The sequence below is a fragment of the Wolbachia endosymbiont (group B) of Hofmannophila pseudospretella genome (genome assembly GCF_964028515.1).
Lineage (GTDB): Bacteria > Pseudomonadota > Alphaproteobacteria > Rickettsiales > Anaplasmataceae > Wolbachia.
Genome location: NZ_OZ034788.1, coordinates 1,226,385 through 1,245,584, shown reverse-complemented (window position 1 = coordinate 1,245,584; position 19,200 = coordinate 1,226,385). Strand labels below are relative to the sequence as shown.

The window sequence follows — 19,200 nt, the reverse complement described above, 5'->3', positions numbered from 1 at the left end:
TCAGTTATTTAATATTGACTGTGGAGGAAATACTATATCTTGGTTAACAAATACTTTCAATGCAGTTCCTTGATTAACATAAATAGTTGGTTTTTTATCTACACTCCTATCAACTATATCTCGCATGTCTTTGGAAAAATCATTAATTGATTTTTCAATTGCGCTTTCATAAACAGACTTACTATTTTTCTGAATTTGCTTTAATAATGCCTTCACATCTTCTAAAGTAATAGGGATATCCTCTTCAGTAACTTTTTGACCTGCAAGTGCTGTGCTTAGAACCTTCGCGACCTCTTCTTTCATGATCTCAAATAAATTTTGCTCGCTAGAAGCATTTTGAATTCTACTAATAGCTCTAGAACCTAATTTCCATTCTTCTTTTTTAATGGCTTTAATTGCTGTTTTAATATCACCTTCCCCCAATCCACTTACAATCACTTCTTTGAAAGAGAAAATATCTATTTCAGTTGCAGTAATAGACTTCACTGCATCCATGGCAGTTAGCGCATCGATAAAATTAGAGGCTTTTTGTCCTACAACAGCTGAACCAATCGAAACACCAGCAAGTGCCACTGAAGAGAATAATGCACTTACTATTTTATTATCAACTATTCCAGCTATCCCTGCCCTTCCAAGCTCATCGGTACCAGATGATGAAATAGCAACATCTATACCATGAGGAAGAGTGATCCTATTCCAATTTATGTTCACTCGGGCTTTTACAACATTTGAGTCGAATGAATAATCACCTATTAACCTTGAGCCTTTTGGTATTAAAATTGTATCACCAGTTTCTGCATAAACGTCTCTACTAACAATAGCACGGAGCATTCCTTGTAAGTCAGAACTTATTGCAGTTTCAAGAATAGCGTCAATAACTTTACCTTGAATAATCATTAAACCAAGCTTTCCAGCTTTGGTAGCTTTGCTCGACTGTGCTGAGGTATTGGATAAAACAGCATCTGCAGCTTTATCTTTCCCGCTACTACCTGAAATTGCTAACATTTGTGCACTACGCCTTTCTTTAGGATAACCTCCGCTTCCTATTGTAGGAAATGAAGTAGGCAAATTGCTAATAACATTACCAGAAGGAAAATTTTGCTTTGGTAGAACAGGTATATTTGACAAGGGAGTTTCTTTTAGTTGCTCTTCTTTTTTTGTCACTTCCTCTTTTTTGATTTGTTTTACTTCTGGTATGACTTGTGGAATAGGAAGAGGAGGTAAGGGTGGCAAGAGATCAGTTACTATTCTTTCGGAAACTATTGCATTATCTGGAACTTGTTCTAACTTTCCTTTCAATTCTTGAATGTTTTGCTTTGTTTCCTCTTTTTTAACAATCTCTGGACCCTCTTTATTAGAAGGACTAAAATAAAGATAGTACACTCCACCAACTAAGAGCGCTACCATAACTATCATCAATGCCTTATAACCTTGATTAGAGCCAACTGTTACTACCTTGCTTTCTATCTCTGATTCATCTTCTACACTATTATGCCTTTCTTTACTCATATTATATGTACCACAACTAAAGTGACCTATTTATAACTTCAACTTCACTACCTTCATAACGCATTAATAGCTTTTTATGTACTCCTTTTATTACAACATAATCATCAAATAACAGCCTTTTACAGGGTTTATCATTCTCTTCTATAAAAACCTGAGGAATTTTATTACTATTTCTAAACTTTAAATAGGTTAAATAACCATCATCGAATAACTCAATTGGAACTATATCTACGTTACCACCTTCATCAATATATGTATAGTTGTACCTCGTATTATTTTCTTGTATTACTTTTTCTGGCTTTTCTGTAATGTATTGCATTTGAGTAGGTAAAGAAACCTCATCTAAATCAACATCAAATTCATCTTCTTCTTGAGGATAATAAAAACGTATTACGTAAGATATATCCTTTTCAACGGAATAATCATGATCCACTTTTTTAGCATCAGCATCTGGGTATTTATCGTAATTTGGTCTTGAAATTAGATCAAAAATGTAATTTCTCTTTTTAGTTGTCGTAATAATCATGTTAGTGCGACTACTGACTTCAAATGGCATGACAAGCAGTTTATTATCATAAGGATTAATTTTCCAACTTGATGCATCACCAACAGCAATATTTTTGACTTTTTCCCCTTCTGCAAACTCAATATAAGAATAGTAACCTTGACTAAAAATTACTGTAAACACCTCATTAGGGCTATATACAAAAGTCTTTATTCTACTATCTACAGAAATAGGTTTATTATTAATAGATGCATTTAAGTTGCCACTTATTAGTAAAGCTAAAACTAACAATATCCTACACATATTCATCATCTACTCTATATGAAATAACTTGAAACCCTAACGGGTTAATATATCTTTGCTGATCATTCATTTCAAGCGATGCATATTTATACGACATCACAACTATCTTATTTTTCCTTGAGGAATTTCCATCTTTTCGTGTAAATTCTATAGAAAATCTCACTTGAAGAGCATCGTTACCTAATTTTTGAATTGAACGAATTTTCAACTCACCTTTAGCATCTGAATATAAATTAAAAAGGTCATTCATATTCTGCGATTTTATATAATTGCTAAATTCACTATATACACTAGGAGAAGAAAATAACCTTACTTTTGTATAATAATTATAATTATAATTATATGGGTCAAAAACCTCCCTTGCTTTTATATACTCTGAAATAAAATAATCGTTCAGCGTTTCATTTGCAGAATATTGTTTTACTGTAACAGGATCAACCAATTGCACTATTCCTGACTTTTTGTCAATTTCTATAACGAATGGCTCAATAGTGCTACTTGTGCTAATTTTAAATATAGCTAATATGCTTATAGAAATTGCAACTAGTAATATTAATGTAAATAAAAGTAAAGTATTTCTCTGAGCAACAACTGTGCTATAGCGACTTGAATTCCAATTTATATCCTTATCCAATGACTCATTACTTTTTTCTTGTTTTAAAAATTTCAGCATCTCAATATTCTTAAAAATCTTAACTTATATTAATTAACATAGCAAGCTAACAAACCCTTAATCCATGGCCTAACTTGCCAAATTTTGTTTCCATATATGAATCATTATATTCATTGCGTTCCATAATAAGTGGTATACACTTTGTAACTTCTATACCGTTATTTTTCAACTCTGATAACTTTCTACCATTGTTTGTAAGTAATTGTATTTTGTTAATGTTCAATTTCTTAAGTATTTTAGCTGCAACAGCAAAGCTCCTTTCATCATCTTCAAAACCCAATACTCTATTTGCATCAACAGTATCAAGATTATATTTTCTTTGCATACTGTATGCTCTTAACTTATTAGTTAAACCAATGCCTCTCCCATCTTGCATCAAGTATAATATAATGCCATTCCCAAAGTCGGTCATTATTTGAATCGCTTGATGTAACTGGCTTCTGCAATCACATGATAAGCTGTCTAATAAGTCTCCTGTATAGCATGAAGAATGAATTCTCACTAATGGCTCATTATCTTTATCTGGATTGCCAATGATAATTGCATAATGTTCTCTTCCGCCACTTTTAGTTCTATAAGATATGATATCTACTTCTTGAGTCTGCTTTAAAAATAATGATGTTTTGCAAACTTCATACACACTATGATTTCGTTGAAAATCATTCACAAGTAACGTATTTAGTGCAATAATGTCATTTTCTTCACACCAATTTTGCATTTCATGTTTATTCTCAAACGTCATATCAGCCACTAATGCGTATGGCAATAACTCTGAGAACTTAAGCAAGGCAACAGCATACGCATCTATTGTCTTTGAGCATTGCAATTCTTTTATGCTATCTTCCTTTGAACAATTTATTAAATGGAGCAGTTCATCAAAATTGCTTATCAATAGACGTTTGCTACTATGTTCTTTACTCTGACATATGTATTTTACCTTACTTGCAGTCACAGTAACATACACATTACCTGATATAAGCTTATATTGACTAAATAAATTTTTTTCTAAAGTTTCAGCAGCAGCAAGCAATAGATAGTTATTTTCATCATCATATATTAAAATTGGAAGACCACGCCTGACTTCACTGATGGCCCTTTCTACTTTATTTCTACTTTGATTTCCTATAAACATTTCACCTACACCAAACAACTTGGTGCGGTCGAGAAGACTTGAACTTCCAAGGCTTTGTGAGCCACAGCGACCTCAACGCTGCGTGTCTACCAATTCCACCACGACCGCACTTTATTCTAGTTTCTATATAATTACTTTAAATTACTTAATCATTTTAGGATTTTTCATCTAAAGTGTCAATCTGATACTAGGATAATTTAGGAAATGCCTGTATAATTTAACTATGAATTTTATGGTTACAAACTTTAATCATTTAAGATAATCTTAATACTAATTCTTAATTTAGGTCTTTATACAAATGAAAGTAGCTAATATCTTCATTTTTTTAATTCTATCTCTTACAATTAGCTTTCACTCCACTCATGCACAAATATTGTACACATGGTCTCAAATCATTCCAGAAAATAAATTAAGCATACGTGCGATTATAGACAATAACATGTGTCCCATTGCTTACGTCGATAATAAGGAAGTAGAAATGCTAAGTCGCAGCTCAATTAACAATACCGAAACAGTTTGTGAACTGATAGTAGAAACAAATGCTCAAAACATTAGTATTGACAATATAAAAGTTCCCGTATTAGCGAAAAAGATCAGCAAAATTGCCTTCATTGGCGATACAGGATGTAGAATAAATATGTTATTTCAGCAAGAATGTAATTCTGTAGATAGCTGGCCTTTGAAAAAAAATTTAGATTCAATCGCTTTTCATAAACCAGATTTAATTATCCATGTTGGTGATTATCATTATAGACAAGCAAAATGTAGAAACACAAAAAAGTGCGGCGATATTTATGGATATAGCAAAGAAGCTTGGTACGCTGATTGGTTTGAGCCTGCAAAAGATATTTTAACACAATCTCCTTTTCTTTTTGTTCGTGGAAATCATGAGAGTTGTAATAGAGCTTACGAAGGATGGTTCAGATATTTAGATTCATACCCCTTTTTCCCTCAAAAATGTGAAGATCTTATTTCCAGTTGGTTCTTAGATACTGGGCCGATGAAGTTTTTTATCTTCGACTCTTCATCCGGTGAGGAAATTTTTACAACCCAAAGCACAGTTGATGCTTTTGAGAGGCAGTTTGATAAATTGATACAAGATAAGCCCACGTGGTTTTTGACTCATAAACCACTTTGGAGATCTCCAAAAAAAGAATTTTTGACATTAAAAAGCCATGGTAATCTTACACAAATTGAAGCTTTTGGAGATAAATTTCCAAGCAATGTTACTACCATAGTTTCTGGCCACATTCATATAGCCCAGATTTTATTAATGGATAATGTTCCAGATCAGATTATAGTTGGAAACGGCGGTGCATTATTACACGCTCAAGATCAAGAACCTGTTTATCAAAACGTAGAATTTAACTATCCAAATAGTAGAAATTACTTAGCACACGAAGTTAGAAACTTTTTCGGCTTTGGCTTTGCAATATTAGGTTTAGACGATCACAAATTTACTTTCTATAACCAAGATAATAAGGAAATGTATTCTGCAAACCTAACGAAAGACTTTAAACTTAAAACAAATTAAAATTAGGACTATTTAAGGACGCAGAAAAAACGTGCTGAGCTTAAAAAACTCATAGCAACAAAAAACACTAAAATTCTTGTATATATCGACTAATCTGGAATTGATAACACAAAAGTCAGCGTATTAGTATGATTGCAGCTTTGAATAAGGGAAAAATTATGGCGCCTATGATTTTTGAAGGCTACTGCGATACAGACGTTTTTAATAGCTAGTTCAAGCTTTATTGCTGGGTGATTTTGGATAATGCAACTTTTCATAGAAAATAAGTGAATTTGTTAAAAGTGTCGGTGCTGAAGTTATATATCTGCCTCCATATTCTCCTGATTTTAATCAAACCATTGGTTTGTTATAAAAAATTGAGCCAGAAAGAATATCCAGCTATTCGAACTATTAGAAAAAGAGCTATATATGAGCATGTTTTAGCACAGACATTTTTTGTAACTAGGCGAATGCAATCAGTTTTAGCGGCTTGAAAGGATATCAATTAATAAAGAAATGCATCTATAGTAATTAGAAGAAAGAATGAAAAAGTACAGAAGTAGAAATGTGAGTTGACAAAATAAGAGAAATATAATATATTGACGATAATGAGACTATTTAAAATTAATTATGTCGGTAGTAGTAAATACACCAGGTAACATACAAAGAACGTCAAAATTAAGAGATATTTTACTAGCCCCTGTGAGGTGGCTAGTCATTGGTTTAGCTGTAGTATTACTCATAGCATCTATTGTTCTTGTTCTAGCATTAATTCTAGTCGCTCAAGCATTGAGTAAGCTATATGTTCTTGCAGGAGGCAAATTACCGGAATGGTTAGAGCAAAGAACTGAAGCATTTATGGAGGCAGCACGTATCCCACAAACAACGCATGATACTAATGTAAATGATGCAATTAATATTAACGTTCAAAAGCTAAAAGAAAACTATGGCGAGCCTGATGTTGATGATAAGTTTATAGAGGAAATAGAAGGATTTATTGATCAGTTAGAATGCATAGCAAATGGCACACAAAAAGCTTTAGATAAAGATCAACTCACAGCAGATGAGAAAAAACATGCACTTGAGTGCCTAAAGCGTATAAAAAATGACCCTGATTCACATAGTGGAAGTGGATTAAGATTGAAGCAAGTTTTAAGTTTGGTTTGGAAAGCTTGTAAGGATAAAAATAAAAAAAGTACTGATAATAATATAGATATTAATGCCCGCATATCACAGAGAAAATATCAACTGGTTAAACATTTAGTAGAATCGCAAACAGAATACGGAGTACTTGTTGGCAGTGCATGTTTTACTGGTACCTTTAACAGTATTGTCTCTTCCTTGTACACTTTTGAAGAGTTTTCCTTCTTGCAAAGAGCGGATAAGGCTACTGTAAAACAAGAATTTCAAAATGAGCTACAAAAAAAAGGTGAAGAATTATTTAATCAGCTTGCCAATGATGAAGAAAAAAAAGAAGTTGCAAAAGCTTTAAGTAATCCTTCTACAAATTTCTTTATTAGCTTTATAGAATCATTTAAAAATCACTCTGCACGTGCAGTTTTAGGTGATAAAAAATGTGATGAACTAATAAAAGAAAATTTTGCTAATCTTCAATACAAAGAATCAATATCTAGCTTTATCTAAAGTAATCACTTAACTAACGGCAAAGTGATACCATGTTGATTCATATATTTTCCTTTCATATCATCATATGACTTCTCACACTCACTTTCGCCGCTCAAAAACACAAATTGACATGCTCCTTCATTAGCGTAGATTTTTGCAGGAAGTGGAGTAGTGTTAGAGAATTCAAGTGTGACGTGACCTTCCCATCCAGGCTCTAAAGGTGTGACGTTTACTATAATACCACATCTTGCATAAGTTGATTTACCAACACAAATTACCAGTACATTCCTTGGTATACGAAAATATTCCACCGTGCTGGCAAGTACAAAACTATTTGGTGGGATTATACATACATCTGTTTCCTTATCTATGAAACTATTCTCAGAAAAATTCTTGGGGTCTACAATAGCTGAATTAACATTAGTAAAAATCTTAAACTTATTACTAACTCTTGCATCATAGCCATAAGATGATAATCCGAAAGATACAACACCCTTACTGCTTTTATGATTCACAAAAGGCTCTATCATTCTAGAGTTTTCAGCCTTTTCCCTTATCCATTTATCTGGCATAACTGCCATAATTGTCCTTTAAAGTTTTGTAATACTTATAATAATATGTAATAGAATTTAAATGTAAACCTGAATTAGCGTTACACTCTGGAATGGCAAAGTTTCCAGTATAAACTACCTATACAAAAATAAATTGGCAATATTTCAAGCCTGCCAAGCAGCATCAAAAACGATAGAAATAGCTTTACTCCACCACTAAAGGAGGAATAATTACCTGAAGGACCTATTAGGTTACTAAACCCTGGGCCAGAATTTGTAAGCATTGCAGAAACAGAGCTGATGCTAGTTATAAAGTCCGCATTGCTCAAGTAAGACATCACTATTGATGATATAGTGAATGTTAACATGTAAATCGCAAAAAACGTAAAGACGGATTGAACTTCATCATTTTCCAGTATTTTACCATTGAGTTTTACTCTATCGCTTTCACTTGGATTTAATAAAGAGCTAAAGTAATTCCTTATAGATTTTAGAAAAATGACTAAACGGAAGATTTTGATTCCACCACTAGCAGAACCACCACATCCACCAATAAAGGCTAAAAAGAAAGCTAAGACTGAAATAAAGCTCCAATTCAAGTAGTTGCACATTACATAGCCAGTTGATGTGATAAAGGAGGTAATGGTGAATGTGCTGTACCTAAATGATAAAAATACTCCTAAGTCAAAATTTTTATATAACCAAAAACAAGCAAGCAAAGATGAGATAACAACTATCTTAATAAAGTAAGAGACCTGTTCATCATAACAAACGTCTAATCGTCTTATAATTTTTAAATAGCTCAGAAAAGGTAAAGAGCCTAAAATCATAAAGATAATTGTTATGACCTCCAATATAGGGTTATTGTAGTAGCCTATAGAATCGTTATAGTTAGCAAATCCACCAGTTGATACAGCGGACATTCCGTGACATACTGCGTCAAATAATGGCATGCCAGCTAGATAGTACGAAAATATGCACAATAAAATTAGGCAGTAATATATTTCTGCAATATGTATTACTACGCTTCGCGTATGTGGTAACTTTCTTTTAAGAGCATCTGAGTACTCAGAATAGAGTAAATTATTTAAGCTCAAAACCTTAAATATGGGAAAAATTGCAATTCCTACTGTAATTACTCCAAAACCACCTATACCGTGCAGCATTGCTCTCCACAGTAGTATCCCCGGAGATTGTTGCTCGATGTAACTTAGAACAGTTGCTCCTGTGGTTGTAATCCCAGATACTGCTTCAAACAGTGCATCAATGTAGCTTAAACTATCAAGATAAAATGGAATAGCTGCAAATAGAGATAATGCAATCCAGGTACAACTGGTAATCGCAAAAATTGCCGGCATTCCATGTACCCTATTTAGTTTACCCAGTAGAATAAAAATCGCACTAAATGTGCAGGTAACTATAAATCCAACCAGAAAATTTTTCCATTCGTAACCTAGATAATTATTAGTAATAGCAGGAATAAGCATTGCTACGCCAAACAACAATAGAAAAATTCCCACAATAAACGCAATTGAACGTAAAACTTGCAGATTTTCCATAGACAGTACTGTGAAAGCTATATGTTATTAAAACTTCAACCGCTTTGCTAATTTTTTCTCTTGACTTGATTATAAATACGTATAATTATAGCGCTAAATTTGCCATAAGAGGTAAGGTATGTTATTAACTGAAAGACAAAAACACATTCGAGATTCATTAATTAGTGAAGCTATAAAGGGCAACTTTGAGAGTATAAAAAATAATTACGATAGTGATGTACAAAAAGTTTTGGAAAGCAAATTGCCTAGCGATGTACAAGAAAAGTTTAAAGAGGATTTACCTAACCCTTGCACCACTTTAAAGTTTATTACGTTCCAAAAAAATCAAAAAGAAATTAACCAATATAAGCAAAAAATTGAGAGTACTTCAAGTGGTATAGTTATGAAAGAAGCAAAAGGGAGTAATGATCCAAATGTTAAAAAAATTCAAGATTTATTATATTATGCAGTCCAGCAGAACAATCTTAAAAAGGTTCAGAACATACTCAACAGTAATCCTAATAGTGATGTACAAAAAGCCTTGAAAAGCAAATTTTCTTACAATTACACCATCTTAGATTTTGCTATTTTTACACAAAAAAAAGAAGGAGATATCATTAAGGCACTTTGGCAGAAAGCTGATCAAGAAACTCGTATTCTCCTTAGTAATAGTGCAATCAAATTAGCTAATAAGAGTTCAGATTATGATGTTAAAAATTTATTCCAGAAGTTAAGGATTACAATAGAAAGTACACCGAAAAAGCCACTAGAACAAACTTATGAAGAATCTAATCAGAAAAATGGTATTTGTGGTAGAGCTATACAAAAAGTGGAAAATTTAAAGAGAATAAGTGATCTTCACTACAAATTACGTCAAGCAATAGATTATCTGGATGTTAAAAAAGTTAAAGCAGTATTAGAAGATTGTGATACAAATCTAGCAATGATTTTAAATAGACCTATACATTCACAGAGCAAAACTACCCTTTTACTTTATCCTCTGCAAGTTGGTCTTAATAAACGATATATAGGTGATGGTGAAAGATTGAAACAAGAAGATCTGAGAAATATAAAAGAAATTACTAAACTTCTTTGGGATAAAGCTTCTCCTGATATTCGCGATTTCTGGTTTAAATTCCATCAAGATCAACAAGAAGAAAGTACAAAAGACACAAAAGCAACCTTTGAAGCTCATTTGAAAAACGCTTCTCCTGATATTCGTAACTTGTGGCTTAAATATCAAAGAGTGCCTGAAAATCAAGATGCAGCTGTAATAAAACTTCTTAAAGGTGAGCAACAACGACATGCCAAGATAGATAGTGAGAAGTGGCTTGAAGATTTTATTCAAGAAGTTAAGGATTACACAGAACAAAAAAGCATAGAAGAAAACCTTGAAATAGCTACAGAGAAACCTACAACAAAATCTGTTCTACAAGACGCACAACTTTCTCAAATAAATAGAACTTGTTGTATTTTATAGTAAATAAGTTCTTAGGAAATCTAAGCATGATAACAATAAAAACAAGAAATTTAAACGTTCTATTGTTAACCTAGTATCCAGAATAAAAAAATATCAAAGTCATCATATTATATCACGAACCTTTTCCAAGACTTTTTTCATATTTTCGCTTGAAAGTGGAATTAAGCCAAGCCTAGATAAATATCCACCTTCAGTACTAATAGAGTCTACAACTTCTCTAATGAATTCCCTTAATCCATCAACAGTATCTAAGTGTTCTTTCTTTATATAAAGATATAAAGGCCTTGCTAACATATACTCCCCCGATGATATATTTTTATAAGTTGGCTCAATTCCTGCGATTGTGCTTCCTTGAATCTCATCTTGGTTTTTCGCTAAAAAGCTGAAGCTAAATATTCCTAAAGCATTTTTATTGCTCTTCAATTTTTGTATTATTATGTTTTCATTAATTCCAACTTCTATATATCTTCCATCATCTCTGATATTACTACATGCTTTCTTTCTTTTTTCTTGGTCTTGATAATTCTCTTTGAAAATCCTTGAGTTCATGCATGAATATTGATCAAGCATAATAAAATTAATCAAAGTTTCATGTGTACCTGTATTTTGATGTGGACCATAGATTTTAATTTCTGTTTTTGGTAGAGCTTGATTTACATCAGACCAAAATTTCTTGTTATTCTTTACTAATCTATCATTGTCTTCAGAATATGAAGATAAAGTTTCAAACAGGTCATTTTTTGTAAAATCAAATCTATGGCTTTGATTTGAATTTGCAATAACAATTCCATCATAGCCAATTATGATCTCTATTACTTCATTCACTTTATTTCTTTTACATAATTCTCTCTCTACTTCCTTCATAGGGCGAGATGAAGTAGTGATATCTGGTGTGCCTTCCCCTATTCCTGAACAAAACATTTTGAACCCTGATCCACTTCCTATCGATTCTACAACTGGAGTTTTAAAGGAAAATATACGGCTGAATTCTTCAGATATAAATGAGATAAAAGGAAAAACAGTTGAAGATCCAACAATTCTGATATATCTTCTAGCATCAACATTTGACAATGGGATGAGTAATACAAATGCAAAAATAAGGAAAAGGCGTTTCAGCATCGTTTTCGCTCAAGAGTGTAAACTTAATTATCGTAATAAAAAATCAAACTGAAAAGCTTTTTTTCTAGATTTCAAAAGGTATAACGATCAAATGTGTGCGTAATGATGAGATCTGAATCACAGCATTCATACAACTGTATCTATATCGAATCCTCTTATGTTTTTCAATACTGAAAAATTCTTTCATATTAACTTAATGATGCAATATATCCTTTTCTTTAATAGATAAGTCATCATCGACTTTTTTTACATTATCATCAGTAATGTTTTGTATTTCCTTTTTGGCAACATGAAAATCATCTTCTGAGATTTCCTTATTTTTCTTCATTTCCTCTATTTCTTCCATAACATCTCTGCGTATATTTCTAATTGCAACTCGTGCATTTTCAGAAAATTGATGCAATAATTTCACTAATTTTTCACGAGTTTCTTGTGTTAAGTCTGGCAGAACTATACGTATAGTATTTCCTTCAACAACAGGATTTAAATTCAGGTTAGCATTGATTATCGCATTTTTTACTTCACCGATAACAGTAGCATCCCAAACTTTAACTGATAGAGTTTTGTTATCTATAGCTGAAACGCCTGCAACTTGGTTCAGTTTTTGATGTCCACCATAGATATTTACAACTATACCATCAAGTAATGATGAGTTAGCTCTACCAGTACGTACACCTTTCATATCATCATGAAAAGACTGAATAGTTTTTAGCATTCTTTCTTTTGTTTTAGCTTTTATTTCGTTTAACATAAATTACCTAATGTTTATAATCTGAGACTATAGTATAAGTACCTTGACCTTTAATAATATTGACCATTTTTTCACTTTTCAAAGAAAAAACTACTATTGGAATAGAATTTTCACGAGCAAGTGAAATTGCTGACGCATCCATAACCTTCAAATCACGAGTTAACAAATCTGTGTAAGAAAGCCTATCGTACATTACAGCATTCTCATTTTTTTTTGGATCAGCAGAATACACGCCACTTACTTGCGTACCTTTTAAAATAACATTACAATTCATTTCAACAGCGCGTAAAGCTGCAGCTGTATCCGTAGTAAAAAATGGATTACCCGTTCCTGCTGCAAAAATTATCACCCTGCCCTCTTCTAAATGATGAATAGCCTTCCTTCTTATATAAGGCTCACATATAGTAGTCATAGGTATAGCAGACAACACCCTAGAGACTATAGAGCTTTTTTCTAAAAAATTTTGCAAAATTAAAGCATTAATGACAGTACCAAGCATTCCAATATAATCACTGCTTGCTCTCTCACAGCCACTTAAAGATGCTGATGCACCACGAAAAATATTCCCACCACCAACAACAATACAAACTTGAACTCCGAGATTACAAACTTCAACTATGTCTTTGGATAGTTTATCTATAACTTCCATATCATGGCCAAATAGCTTTGATCCCATCAAAGCCTCCCCAGAGATTTTAAATAACACTCTGGGGTATTTTACTTCTGAAGTTTTGTTACTTATTTGCACCATCCAAAGTAAGTAACTTATAATTAGCTAATTTAACAGCACTTGATTCTATAAAATCAGCAATCTTCATTTTATCATCCTTTATAAACTTCTGCTCTAGCAGAACAACTTCTTCATAGTATTTAGCCATTCGTCCATCTACTATTTTTTTCGCTACCTCTTCAGGTTTATTTAAGCTCTTTACTTGCTCCTCAATTATAGAACGCTCATTGTTTAATTTTTCTTGATCTAAATCATCTATAGATAAAGCTTCAGGTTTCATAGCAACTACATGCATAGCTATTTGCTTTCCAATCTCTTGTGTATCATCAGATGATTGCAATGCTACTAAAGCACCAATCTTACCTAAGCCAGGCATATCACCATGTACATAGCCAGCAATAATCCCATCCTTAATCTCTAGGTAGCAAAGATTGCTTAACTCTAACTTCTCACCAAGAACCGATGTACCACTCATAATAGCTTTCTGCACTGTACCAACATCTTCATATTTGGCATTTTTTAACTCATCAAGACTAGTACAACGTTCTTGACAAGCAATTGATGCTAAATTTGAAACTAATGTTATGAACTTCTCATTTCTAGCAACAAAATCAGTTTCACAATTGACTTTAACCAATACACCATAATTTTTAGCCAAGCACATAGCAATAAGCCCATCCGAAGCTACTCTATCAGACTTTTTGTCAGCTTTAGCAAATCCTATTGTACGTAACCTATCAACGGCTTTCTTAATATCACCATCACACTCTTCTAACGCTTTCTTACAATCGCTTAAGCCAAGCCCTGTTCTATCGCGTAATTCCCTTATACTACTTGAATCCATCTTCATTTACTTACTATTACCTCCCTTTCTATTTCAACCTTAATACGCTTCTTTTTAGTTTGCACAATATCCTCTTCTTTTTCTTGAATAAGCTCATCATCCTTAACTCTAGACCTTGTCAAACTAGACTCTATTCCAGCTAATATAGAATCAGCAACTAATTTACAATAGAGCTCTATTGATTTTCTTGAATCATCATTTCCTGGTATAGGATAGGCAATACCATCTGGGTCAGAATTGGTATCAAGTACTCCAATTACAGGAATACCCAGTTTTTTAGCCTCTTTAACCGCTATATGCTCTTTGTTAGTATCAATAATAAATAAAATATCAGGAACTGCTCCCATTTCTCTAATTCCACCCAATTCTTTATCAAGCTTTTTTCTTTTCTTTTCAATGTTTCCTAATTCTTTTTTTGTTAAGATACTATCTTCATCATTCAATATTTTCTCATATTGTATCAAAGTTTTTATCGAAGAAGAAACAGTGTTCCAATTAGTAAGCATACCACCAAGCCATCGATCATTTACATAATACTGACCACAACGAACTGCTTCACTTGCAACAATATCTAAAGCTTGAAATTTCGTACCAACAAATAAAATGCGACCATCTTGAGATGCAACATCGTATAAAGCTTTCATCGCCGCCTCTAACAATGGTAATGTTTTCCGTAAGTCTATTATGTGTATACGATTCTGTTGATGTACACCATATATATATGGGGCCATTTTCGCATTCCAGCGACTAACTTTATGGCCAAAATGCACACCAGATTCAGCTAAATCACGTATAGTGACTTTAGGCAAATTTGTCATATTTATTCCTCCAAATAGTTTATCCTCCATGGCATAACCCTAACGGGACTACTTGCATAAGCCATGTGTGAAATTAAGTTATTTACATAGTAATAAAAAAGACAAAAAAGCGCAAACAAAAAATATTGACAAGTAGCAACACGTTGATTAGCTTTAAGATTACAAACGTTAAAAAGCAATGGGGGGTGTAGCTCAGTTGGTTAGAGCGCATGCCTGTCACGCATGAGGTCGTGAGTTCAAGTCTCATCACTCCCGCCATTACAGCAGAAACACCTTAAAATTCTTTAAGTTTCTTATTAATTTGAATTAATTTCTTTCAGAGACTTGACATGATATTGTAATTGCTGCTTAATCTATTTAATTTTATCGTTAATAATTGGGATTAAATATGTTCATTTCTGAGGTTTTTGCGGCAGATGCGACTAACAATGTATCAGCATCTGTTGCTAGCTTTATTCCACTCATTTTAATATTTGTAGTATTTTATTTTCTCATTATTCGCCCCAATCACAAAAAACTAAAAGAACATAGAAGGATGATAGATCAAATAAAACGTGGTGATACGGTTATTACTTCTAGTGGAATAATAGGTGAAGTAAACAAAGTTGACGAAGTAAATGCACAACTAATACTAGAAATAGCACCAAAAATTGAAATAAAAATCCTAAAGTCTGCTATATCTGAAATCTTAAATAAAGAAATTCAAAAGCCAGTAGCTAAATCTATTGAAAAAAGCAAAGTTGAAAAGAATGGCAAGAAAAATAAACTAGAGGAAAGTAAAAAAGACAAAAATGCTTCATAATTTAAGAAGTGTGTGGAATATTAGGTATAGTAAGTAGCGATGATTCAGTAATACCAACTTTACTAACCGCGTTGCAAAAATTGGAATACAGAGGGTATGACTCTTCAGGTATAGCAATTATAAATAATAGAGGTAAGATAGAAGTCAAAAAATCAGAAGGTAAAGTTGAAAGATTATGTGAAGTTGTTCATGAGAGCAAGATATCTAGTAGCAAAGTTGGTATAGCACATACTCGTTGGGCTACACATGGAGTTCCAAATCTTAAAAATGCTCATCCCATTTATATAAATAATGTTGTTGTTGCTCATAATGGCATAATTGAAAATTACAATATATTAAAAAAGGACCTGGAGGAAAAGGGAGTATCTTTTCATACCGACACTGATACAGAAGTAATACCAAACATATTAACTGCATATCTTAATGAAGGATTGTCACCAGTTGATTCTATATTACAGTGTCTAAACAATTTACAAGGTTCACTTGCTTTGGCTTTATTATTTGCAGAATATCCAGATACTTTATTTGTTGCAAAAAGAAATTTGCCTTTAGCAATAGGATATAACTGTAATAAAGTATTTGCTGCCTCTGATACTAATGCTTTGAGTTCATTTGTAGAAAAAATATTGCATTTAGAAGATAATGATATTGCAGTAATAAAATCTAACGAATTTAGTATATATAATAATGGTACACAAGTTAAACGCAGAACAGAAAATAGCAGTCCAAGAAATTTTCTAATTAGTAAAAATGGTTACCCTAGCTTTATGCTAAAAGAAATTTTTGAGCAACCGTATGCATTAAACAAAACAATAAATCAATTTTATAAACAATATAAAGAAATCAACAAAGAATTATTTTCTGAACTAGGTTACATTACTATAGTTGGATGCGGTTCATCCTATTTTGCTGGACTAATAGCAAAGTGTTGGCTGGAAAGTATTGCTCAAATTCGGGTATATCTAGAAATCTCGTCAGAATTTAGGTATAGCAGCGTCAAGCTCGAAGAAGGTAGTATTGGCTTATTCATTTCTCAATCTGGTGAAACTGCAGATACTATGGAAGCACTACGTTATGCGAGATTGCAGAAACAAATGATCATTAGCATAATTAATACATTTAATAGCAGCATAGAAAAAGCCTCAGATATTGTATTGCATACTCTTGCTGGACCTGAGATTGGTGTTGCTTCGACAAAAACCTTTTCTACGCAGCTTGCAATTTTAGCATGCTTTGCTGTAGAACTTGGAAAAATAAAAGGTATACTGGGTAGAGAGAGGATAAAGGAACTAAGCGGTGCTATTAATTCTATTCCCGAACATGTTGAGCATGTTTTGAATGTGATGGAAATACAACATATATCAGGCAGTATATTAGAGCACAATAATATAATTATAATTGGGAGAGGAAGCTCATATGGAGTTGCAATGGAAGGTGCATTGAAGATAAAAGAGCTTTCATATATCAACACAATTGGTATTGCAGCGGGAGAAATGAAGCACGGTTCTATCGCTTTGATAGACTCTACTGTACTTGTTATCGCAATTATTCCTTACGATAATTTATTCTTTAAAACGCTATCCAATATACAAGAGATTATTGCAAGAAAAGGTAAAGTAATTGCCTTTAGTGATAAGCAAGGAGCACCGCTCTTAAAGGGAATTTGCATAGATGTGGTGCAACTTCCAGAAGTTGACAATTTTGTTTCTCCAATTATCTACAGTGTTGCTATGCAATTTCTTGCTTATTCTATTGCAGAAAAAAAAGGGTTAGATGTAGATTGTCCGAGAAATTTAGCTAAATCTGTCACAGTTGAGTAACTTATTTAAAGTGAGTTGCTAATTAACAGCTCTAATTGTCAGTTATAAATTACTGAATTTTACTAATAAATTCATTAGCCCTCTGCGAAAGAATATGTAACTAATGTAAGGATGAAAGAGGCTAAAATCCACGCCTCAAATTAACAAGATTTGCCATTATGGTTACCAGACACAACTTAACCTAGCAAGCAAGAATTAACTAACAGAAAAATTGAAAACTAATATCAGTCTCTTAATGTAATGCTACCAATATTTTTCTAAAAAGCAATATGTTTTCTATTCAGGAAAGTCTACATCGCCATAACAATATTTACTAGAATGAGGTCTTGTCTCACTGTAAAAACGCAACCAATGATCAACGTCTATCTGAAGATCTTCTAATAAATTGTAGATTGTTTTACAAAAAAAGAGGAGTAAATGAGAGTTCAGTAACTTGATTATAGAGTTGTACTGCCTTTCCATATTGAAGCAAGTTGTTATTCCATCTCAAACCATAGCACAAAGTAAATACGTCAATTTACACTAAAATTATCTGTTTATGAGTTATATTATGTAAAGATACTATTTGACCTTGAGCTTTAAAGATATTATGTAATAGCATTATTTAATATGCGAGGTTTATTATGGTTAAAGTAAATGCAGGTGAAAATGCAAAAAAGCTCAAAGAAATTAAATTTCAGCTTATGTCACCAAAAAAGTCCAAAAGCAGTCAGTCTATGTCACCAAAACGGAGTCAGAATTCTGGTGAAAAGCTATGGAATGCATTAGAATCATTAGAAGGTGCAAAAGCAGAGTTAAAAAAAAGAAAATTTGAAATAGAACTAAAAAAAGACGATGACATATCAGACGAAAGAATAGAAAAAGTAGTGGAATTGGAAAAGAAAATAGAAAAAGAGGTAGAAGAAATAGCAATGCCAATATCAATGTTACTACTTAAGGAAACAATAATAAAATTACAAGGAATAAAAATAATAAATTTTGTTAAAAAAGTAGAAAAACAAGCAAAAGAAATGCAAGAATTATGTAATAAACTAGAATTCAATGCTGAAATAAAAGAAGAAGATCTAAATAAGCTCAAGGGCATAAAAAAAGAATCAGAAAAGTATTACAAAGAGTTAGTAAGCTGTACGTCTAATGCGAACCCGATAATGTTGCACACTGCTGTTATTGGTGTTGGTCTTGCTGTTGGGCTGGTAGCAAGTACTGTACTTGCACATACAACTAGACTAAGTCTGTTAGCAATAATTGTCATAGCCACAGCATCTGCACTCGTATCTGGTGGTGCTACATATGAAGCACTAAGACCTAATACTAAAGTAGATGAATCAAGAGAATCATATATAAGTAGCACTAGTCATTCACTTCCTTAATCTGATGGATAAAATTTTATTAATTTTTTTTAAGTTGCTTCTAAAAGGAGAAGGTCAATGATGTTCTCCTCACTGATTTGGTTAAAATGCAGAAAACGCCTATGTCAAAATTTACA

The 19,200-nt window shown here is 32.6% G+C and carries 17 protein-coding genes, 2 tRNA genes and 2 pseudogenes; 8 read left to right on the top strand and 13 right to left on the bottom strand.

Annotated elements, in window-relative coordinates; translation table 11 throughout:
* The 5 genes from ABWU24_RS06055 to ABWU24_RS06035 all read right to left on the bottom strand — a co-directional run bounded on the left by ABWU24_RS06055 (position 1) and on the right by ABWU24_RS06035 (position 4,230).
* Entirely contained in the window at positions 1–1,509 is a 1,509-nt protein-coding gene (locus ABWU24_RS06055; RefSeq protein WP_341815802.1) for a TrbI/VirB10 family protein, read from the bottom strand.
* 16 nt (positions 1,510–1,525) lie between these two features.
* Positions 1,526–2,323, bottom strand: coding sequence for a P-type conjugative transfer protein VirB9 (gene virB9, locus ABWU24_RS06050; RefSeq protein WP_015588551.1), 798 nt, complete (start codon positions 2,321–2,323; stop codon positions 1,526–1,528).
* On the bottom strand, positions 2,310–2,990 hold the full coding sequence (locus ABWU24_RS06045) for a virB8 family protein (RefSeq protein WP_007302609.1): 681 nt from the start codon (positions 2,988–2,990) through the stop codon (positions 2,310–2,312). Before ABWU24_RS06045 ends, virB9 begins: the two co-directional genes overlap by 14 nt.
* Before the next feature lie 46 nt (positions 2,991–3,036).
* Entirely contained in the window at positions 3,037–4,122 is a 1,086-nt protein-coding gene (locus tag ABWU24_RS06040; RefSeq protein WP_341815801.1) for a GTP cyclohydrolase II, read from the bottom strand.
* A gap of 20 nt (positions 4,123–4,142) precedes the next feature.
* Positions 4,143–4,230: transfer RNA gene (locus ABWU24_RS06035), tRNA-Leu, on the bottom strand.
* A 190-nt stretch (positions 4,231–4,420) separates the two neighbouring features.
* Here ABWU24_RS06035 and ABWU24_RS06030 point away from each other — a divergent pair.
* From ABWU24_RS06030 to ABWU24_RS06020, 3 genes and pseudogenes are all read left to right on the top strand, one after another.
* Positions 4,421–5,656, top strand: coding sequence for a metallophosphoesterase family protein (locus ABWU24_RS06030; RefSeq protein ID WP_341815800.1), 1,236 nt, complete (start codon positions 4,421–4,423; stop codon positions 5,654–5,656).
* 15 nt (positions 5,657–5,671) lie between these two features.
* Positions 5,672–6,013: pseudogene (locus ABWU24_RS06025) on the top strand (transposase); the annotation flags it as partial.
* Positions 6,014–6,265: 252 nt separating this feature from the next.
* The gene (locus tag ABWU24_RS06020) at positions 6,266–7,279 is read left to right on the top strand and encodes a hypothetical protein (protein ID WP_341815799.1); all 1,014 of its coding nucleotides are present in this window, start codon (positions 6,266–6,268) and stop codon (positions 7,277–7,279) included.
* A 5-nt stretch (positions 7,280–7,284) separates the two neighbouring features.
* Here the strand turns inward: ABWU24_RS06020 and dcd are convergent, their stop codons facing one another.
* Positions 7,285–7,842, bottom strand: coding sequence for a dCTP deaminase (gene dcd / locus ABWU24_RS06015; RefSeq protein ID WP_006012513.1), 558 nt, complete (start codon positions 7,840–7,842; stop codon positions 7,285–7,287).
* Positions 7,843–7,913: 71 nt separating this feature from the next.
* Complete coding sequence (locus tag ABWU24_RS06010) at positions 7,914–9,371, bottom strand: TrkH family potassium uptake protein (RefSeq protein WP_341815798.1); 1,458 nt, start codon at positions 9,369–9,371, stop codon at positions 7,914–7,916.
* Between the two features lie 229 nt (positions 9,372–9,600).
* Between ABWU24_RS06010 and ABWU24_RS06005 the strand changes: the two genes are divergently transcribed.
* Entirely contained in the window at positions 9,601–10,830 is a 1,230-nt protein-coding gene (locus ABWU24_RS06005) for a hypothetical protein (RefSeq protein ID WP_353274593.1), read from the top strand.
* Between the two features lie 102 nt (positions 10,831–10,932).
* Here ABWU24_RS06005 and ABWU24_RS06000 read toward each other — a convergent pair whose 3' ends face one another.
* The 5 genes from ABWU24_RS06000 to rpsB all read right to left on the bottom strand — a co-directional run bounded on the left by ABWU24_RS06000 (position 10,933) and on the right by rpsB (position 15,092).
* The gene (locus ABWU24_RS06000; protein WP_135352867.1) at positions 10,933–11,949 is read right to left on the bottom strand and encodes a substrate-binding domain-containing protein; all 1,017 of its coding nucleotides are present in this window, start codon (positions 11,947–11,949) and stop codon (positions 10,933–10,935) included.
* 193 nt (positions 11,950–12,142) lie between these two features.
* A complete protein-coding gene (frr, locus tag ABWU24_RS05995) occupies positions 12,143–12,700 on the bottom strand; it encodes a ribosome recycling factor (RefSeq protein WP_015588404.1) in 558 nt (185 codons plus the stop codon).
* Positions 12,701–12,707: 7 nt separating this feature from the next.
* Positions 12,708–13,451, bottom strand: a complete 744-nt coding sequence (gene pyrH / locus ABWU24_RS05990; RefSeq protein ID WP_015588403.1) for a UMP kinase — start codon at positions 13,449–13,451, stop codon at positions 12,708–12,710.
* Positions 13,435–14,280: a translation elongation factor Ts gene (tsf, locus tag ABWU24_RS05985; RefSeq protein ID WP_341815796.1), complete on the bottom strand. Its 846-nt coding sequence runs from the start codon at positions 14,278–14,280 to the stop codon at positions 13,435–13,437. Before tsf ends, pyrH begins: the two co-directional genes overlap by 17 nt.
* Positions 14,277–15,092 carry a 30S ribosomal protein S2 gene (gene rpsB, locus ABWU24_RS05980; RefSeq protein ID WP_135352868.1) on the bottom strand — a complete coding sequence of 272 codons (816 nt, stop codon included), beginning with the start codon at positions 15,090–15,092 and terminating at the stop codon, positions 14,277–14,279. The genes tsf and rpsB overlap by 4 nt, the downstream gene beginning before the upstream one ends.
* Positions 15,093–15,273: 181 nt before the next feature.
* Between rpsB and ABWU24_RS05975 the strand changes: the two genes are divergently transcribed.
* From ABWU24_RS05975 to glmS, 3 genes are all read left to right on the top strand, one after another.
* Positions 15,274–15,350, top strand: a tRNA-Asp gene (locus ABWU24_RS05975).
* A 130-nt stretch (positions 15,351–15,480) separates the two neighbouring features.
* The gene (yajC, locus tag ABWU24_RS05970) at positions 15,481–15,894 is read left to right on the top strand and encodes a preprotein translocase subunit YajC (protein ID WP_006012489.1); all 414 of its coding nucleotides are present in this window, start codon (positions 15,481–15,483) and stop codon (positions 15,892–15,894) included.
* Positions 15,895–15,902: 8 nt separating this feature from the next.
* A complete protein-coding gene (glmS, locus tag ABWU24_RS05965) occupies positions 15,903–17,714 on the top strand; it encodes a glutamine--fructose-6-phosphate transaminase (isomerizing) (RefSeq protein ID WP_015588399.1) in 1,812 nt (603 codons plus the stop codon).
* A 257-nt stretch (positions 17,715–17,971) separates the two neighbouring features.
* On the opposite strand, the pseudogene ABWU24_RS05960 reads toward glmS, so the two are convergent.
* A pseudogene (locus ABWU24_RS05960) lies at positions 17,972–18,125 on the bottom strand (IS481 family transposase); the annotation flags it as partial.
* 212 nt (positions 18,126–18,337) lie between these two features.
* Here ABWU24_RS05960 and ABWU24_RS05955 point away from each other — a divergent pair.
* Entirely contained in the window at positions 18,338–19,084 is a 747-nt protein-coding gene (locus ABWU24_RS05955) for a hypothetical protein (protein ID WP_015588398.1), read from the top strand.
* Positions 19,085–19,200 lie beyond the last annotated feature (116 nt).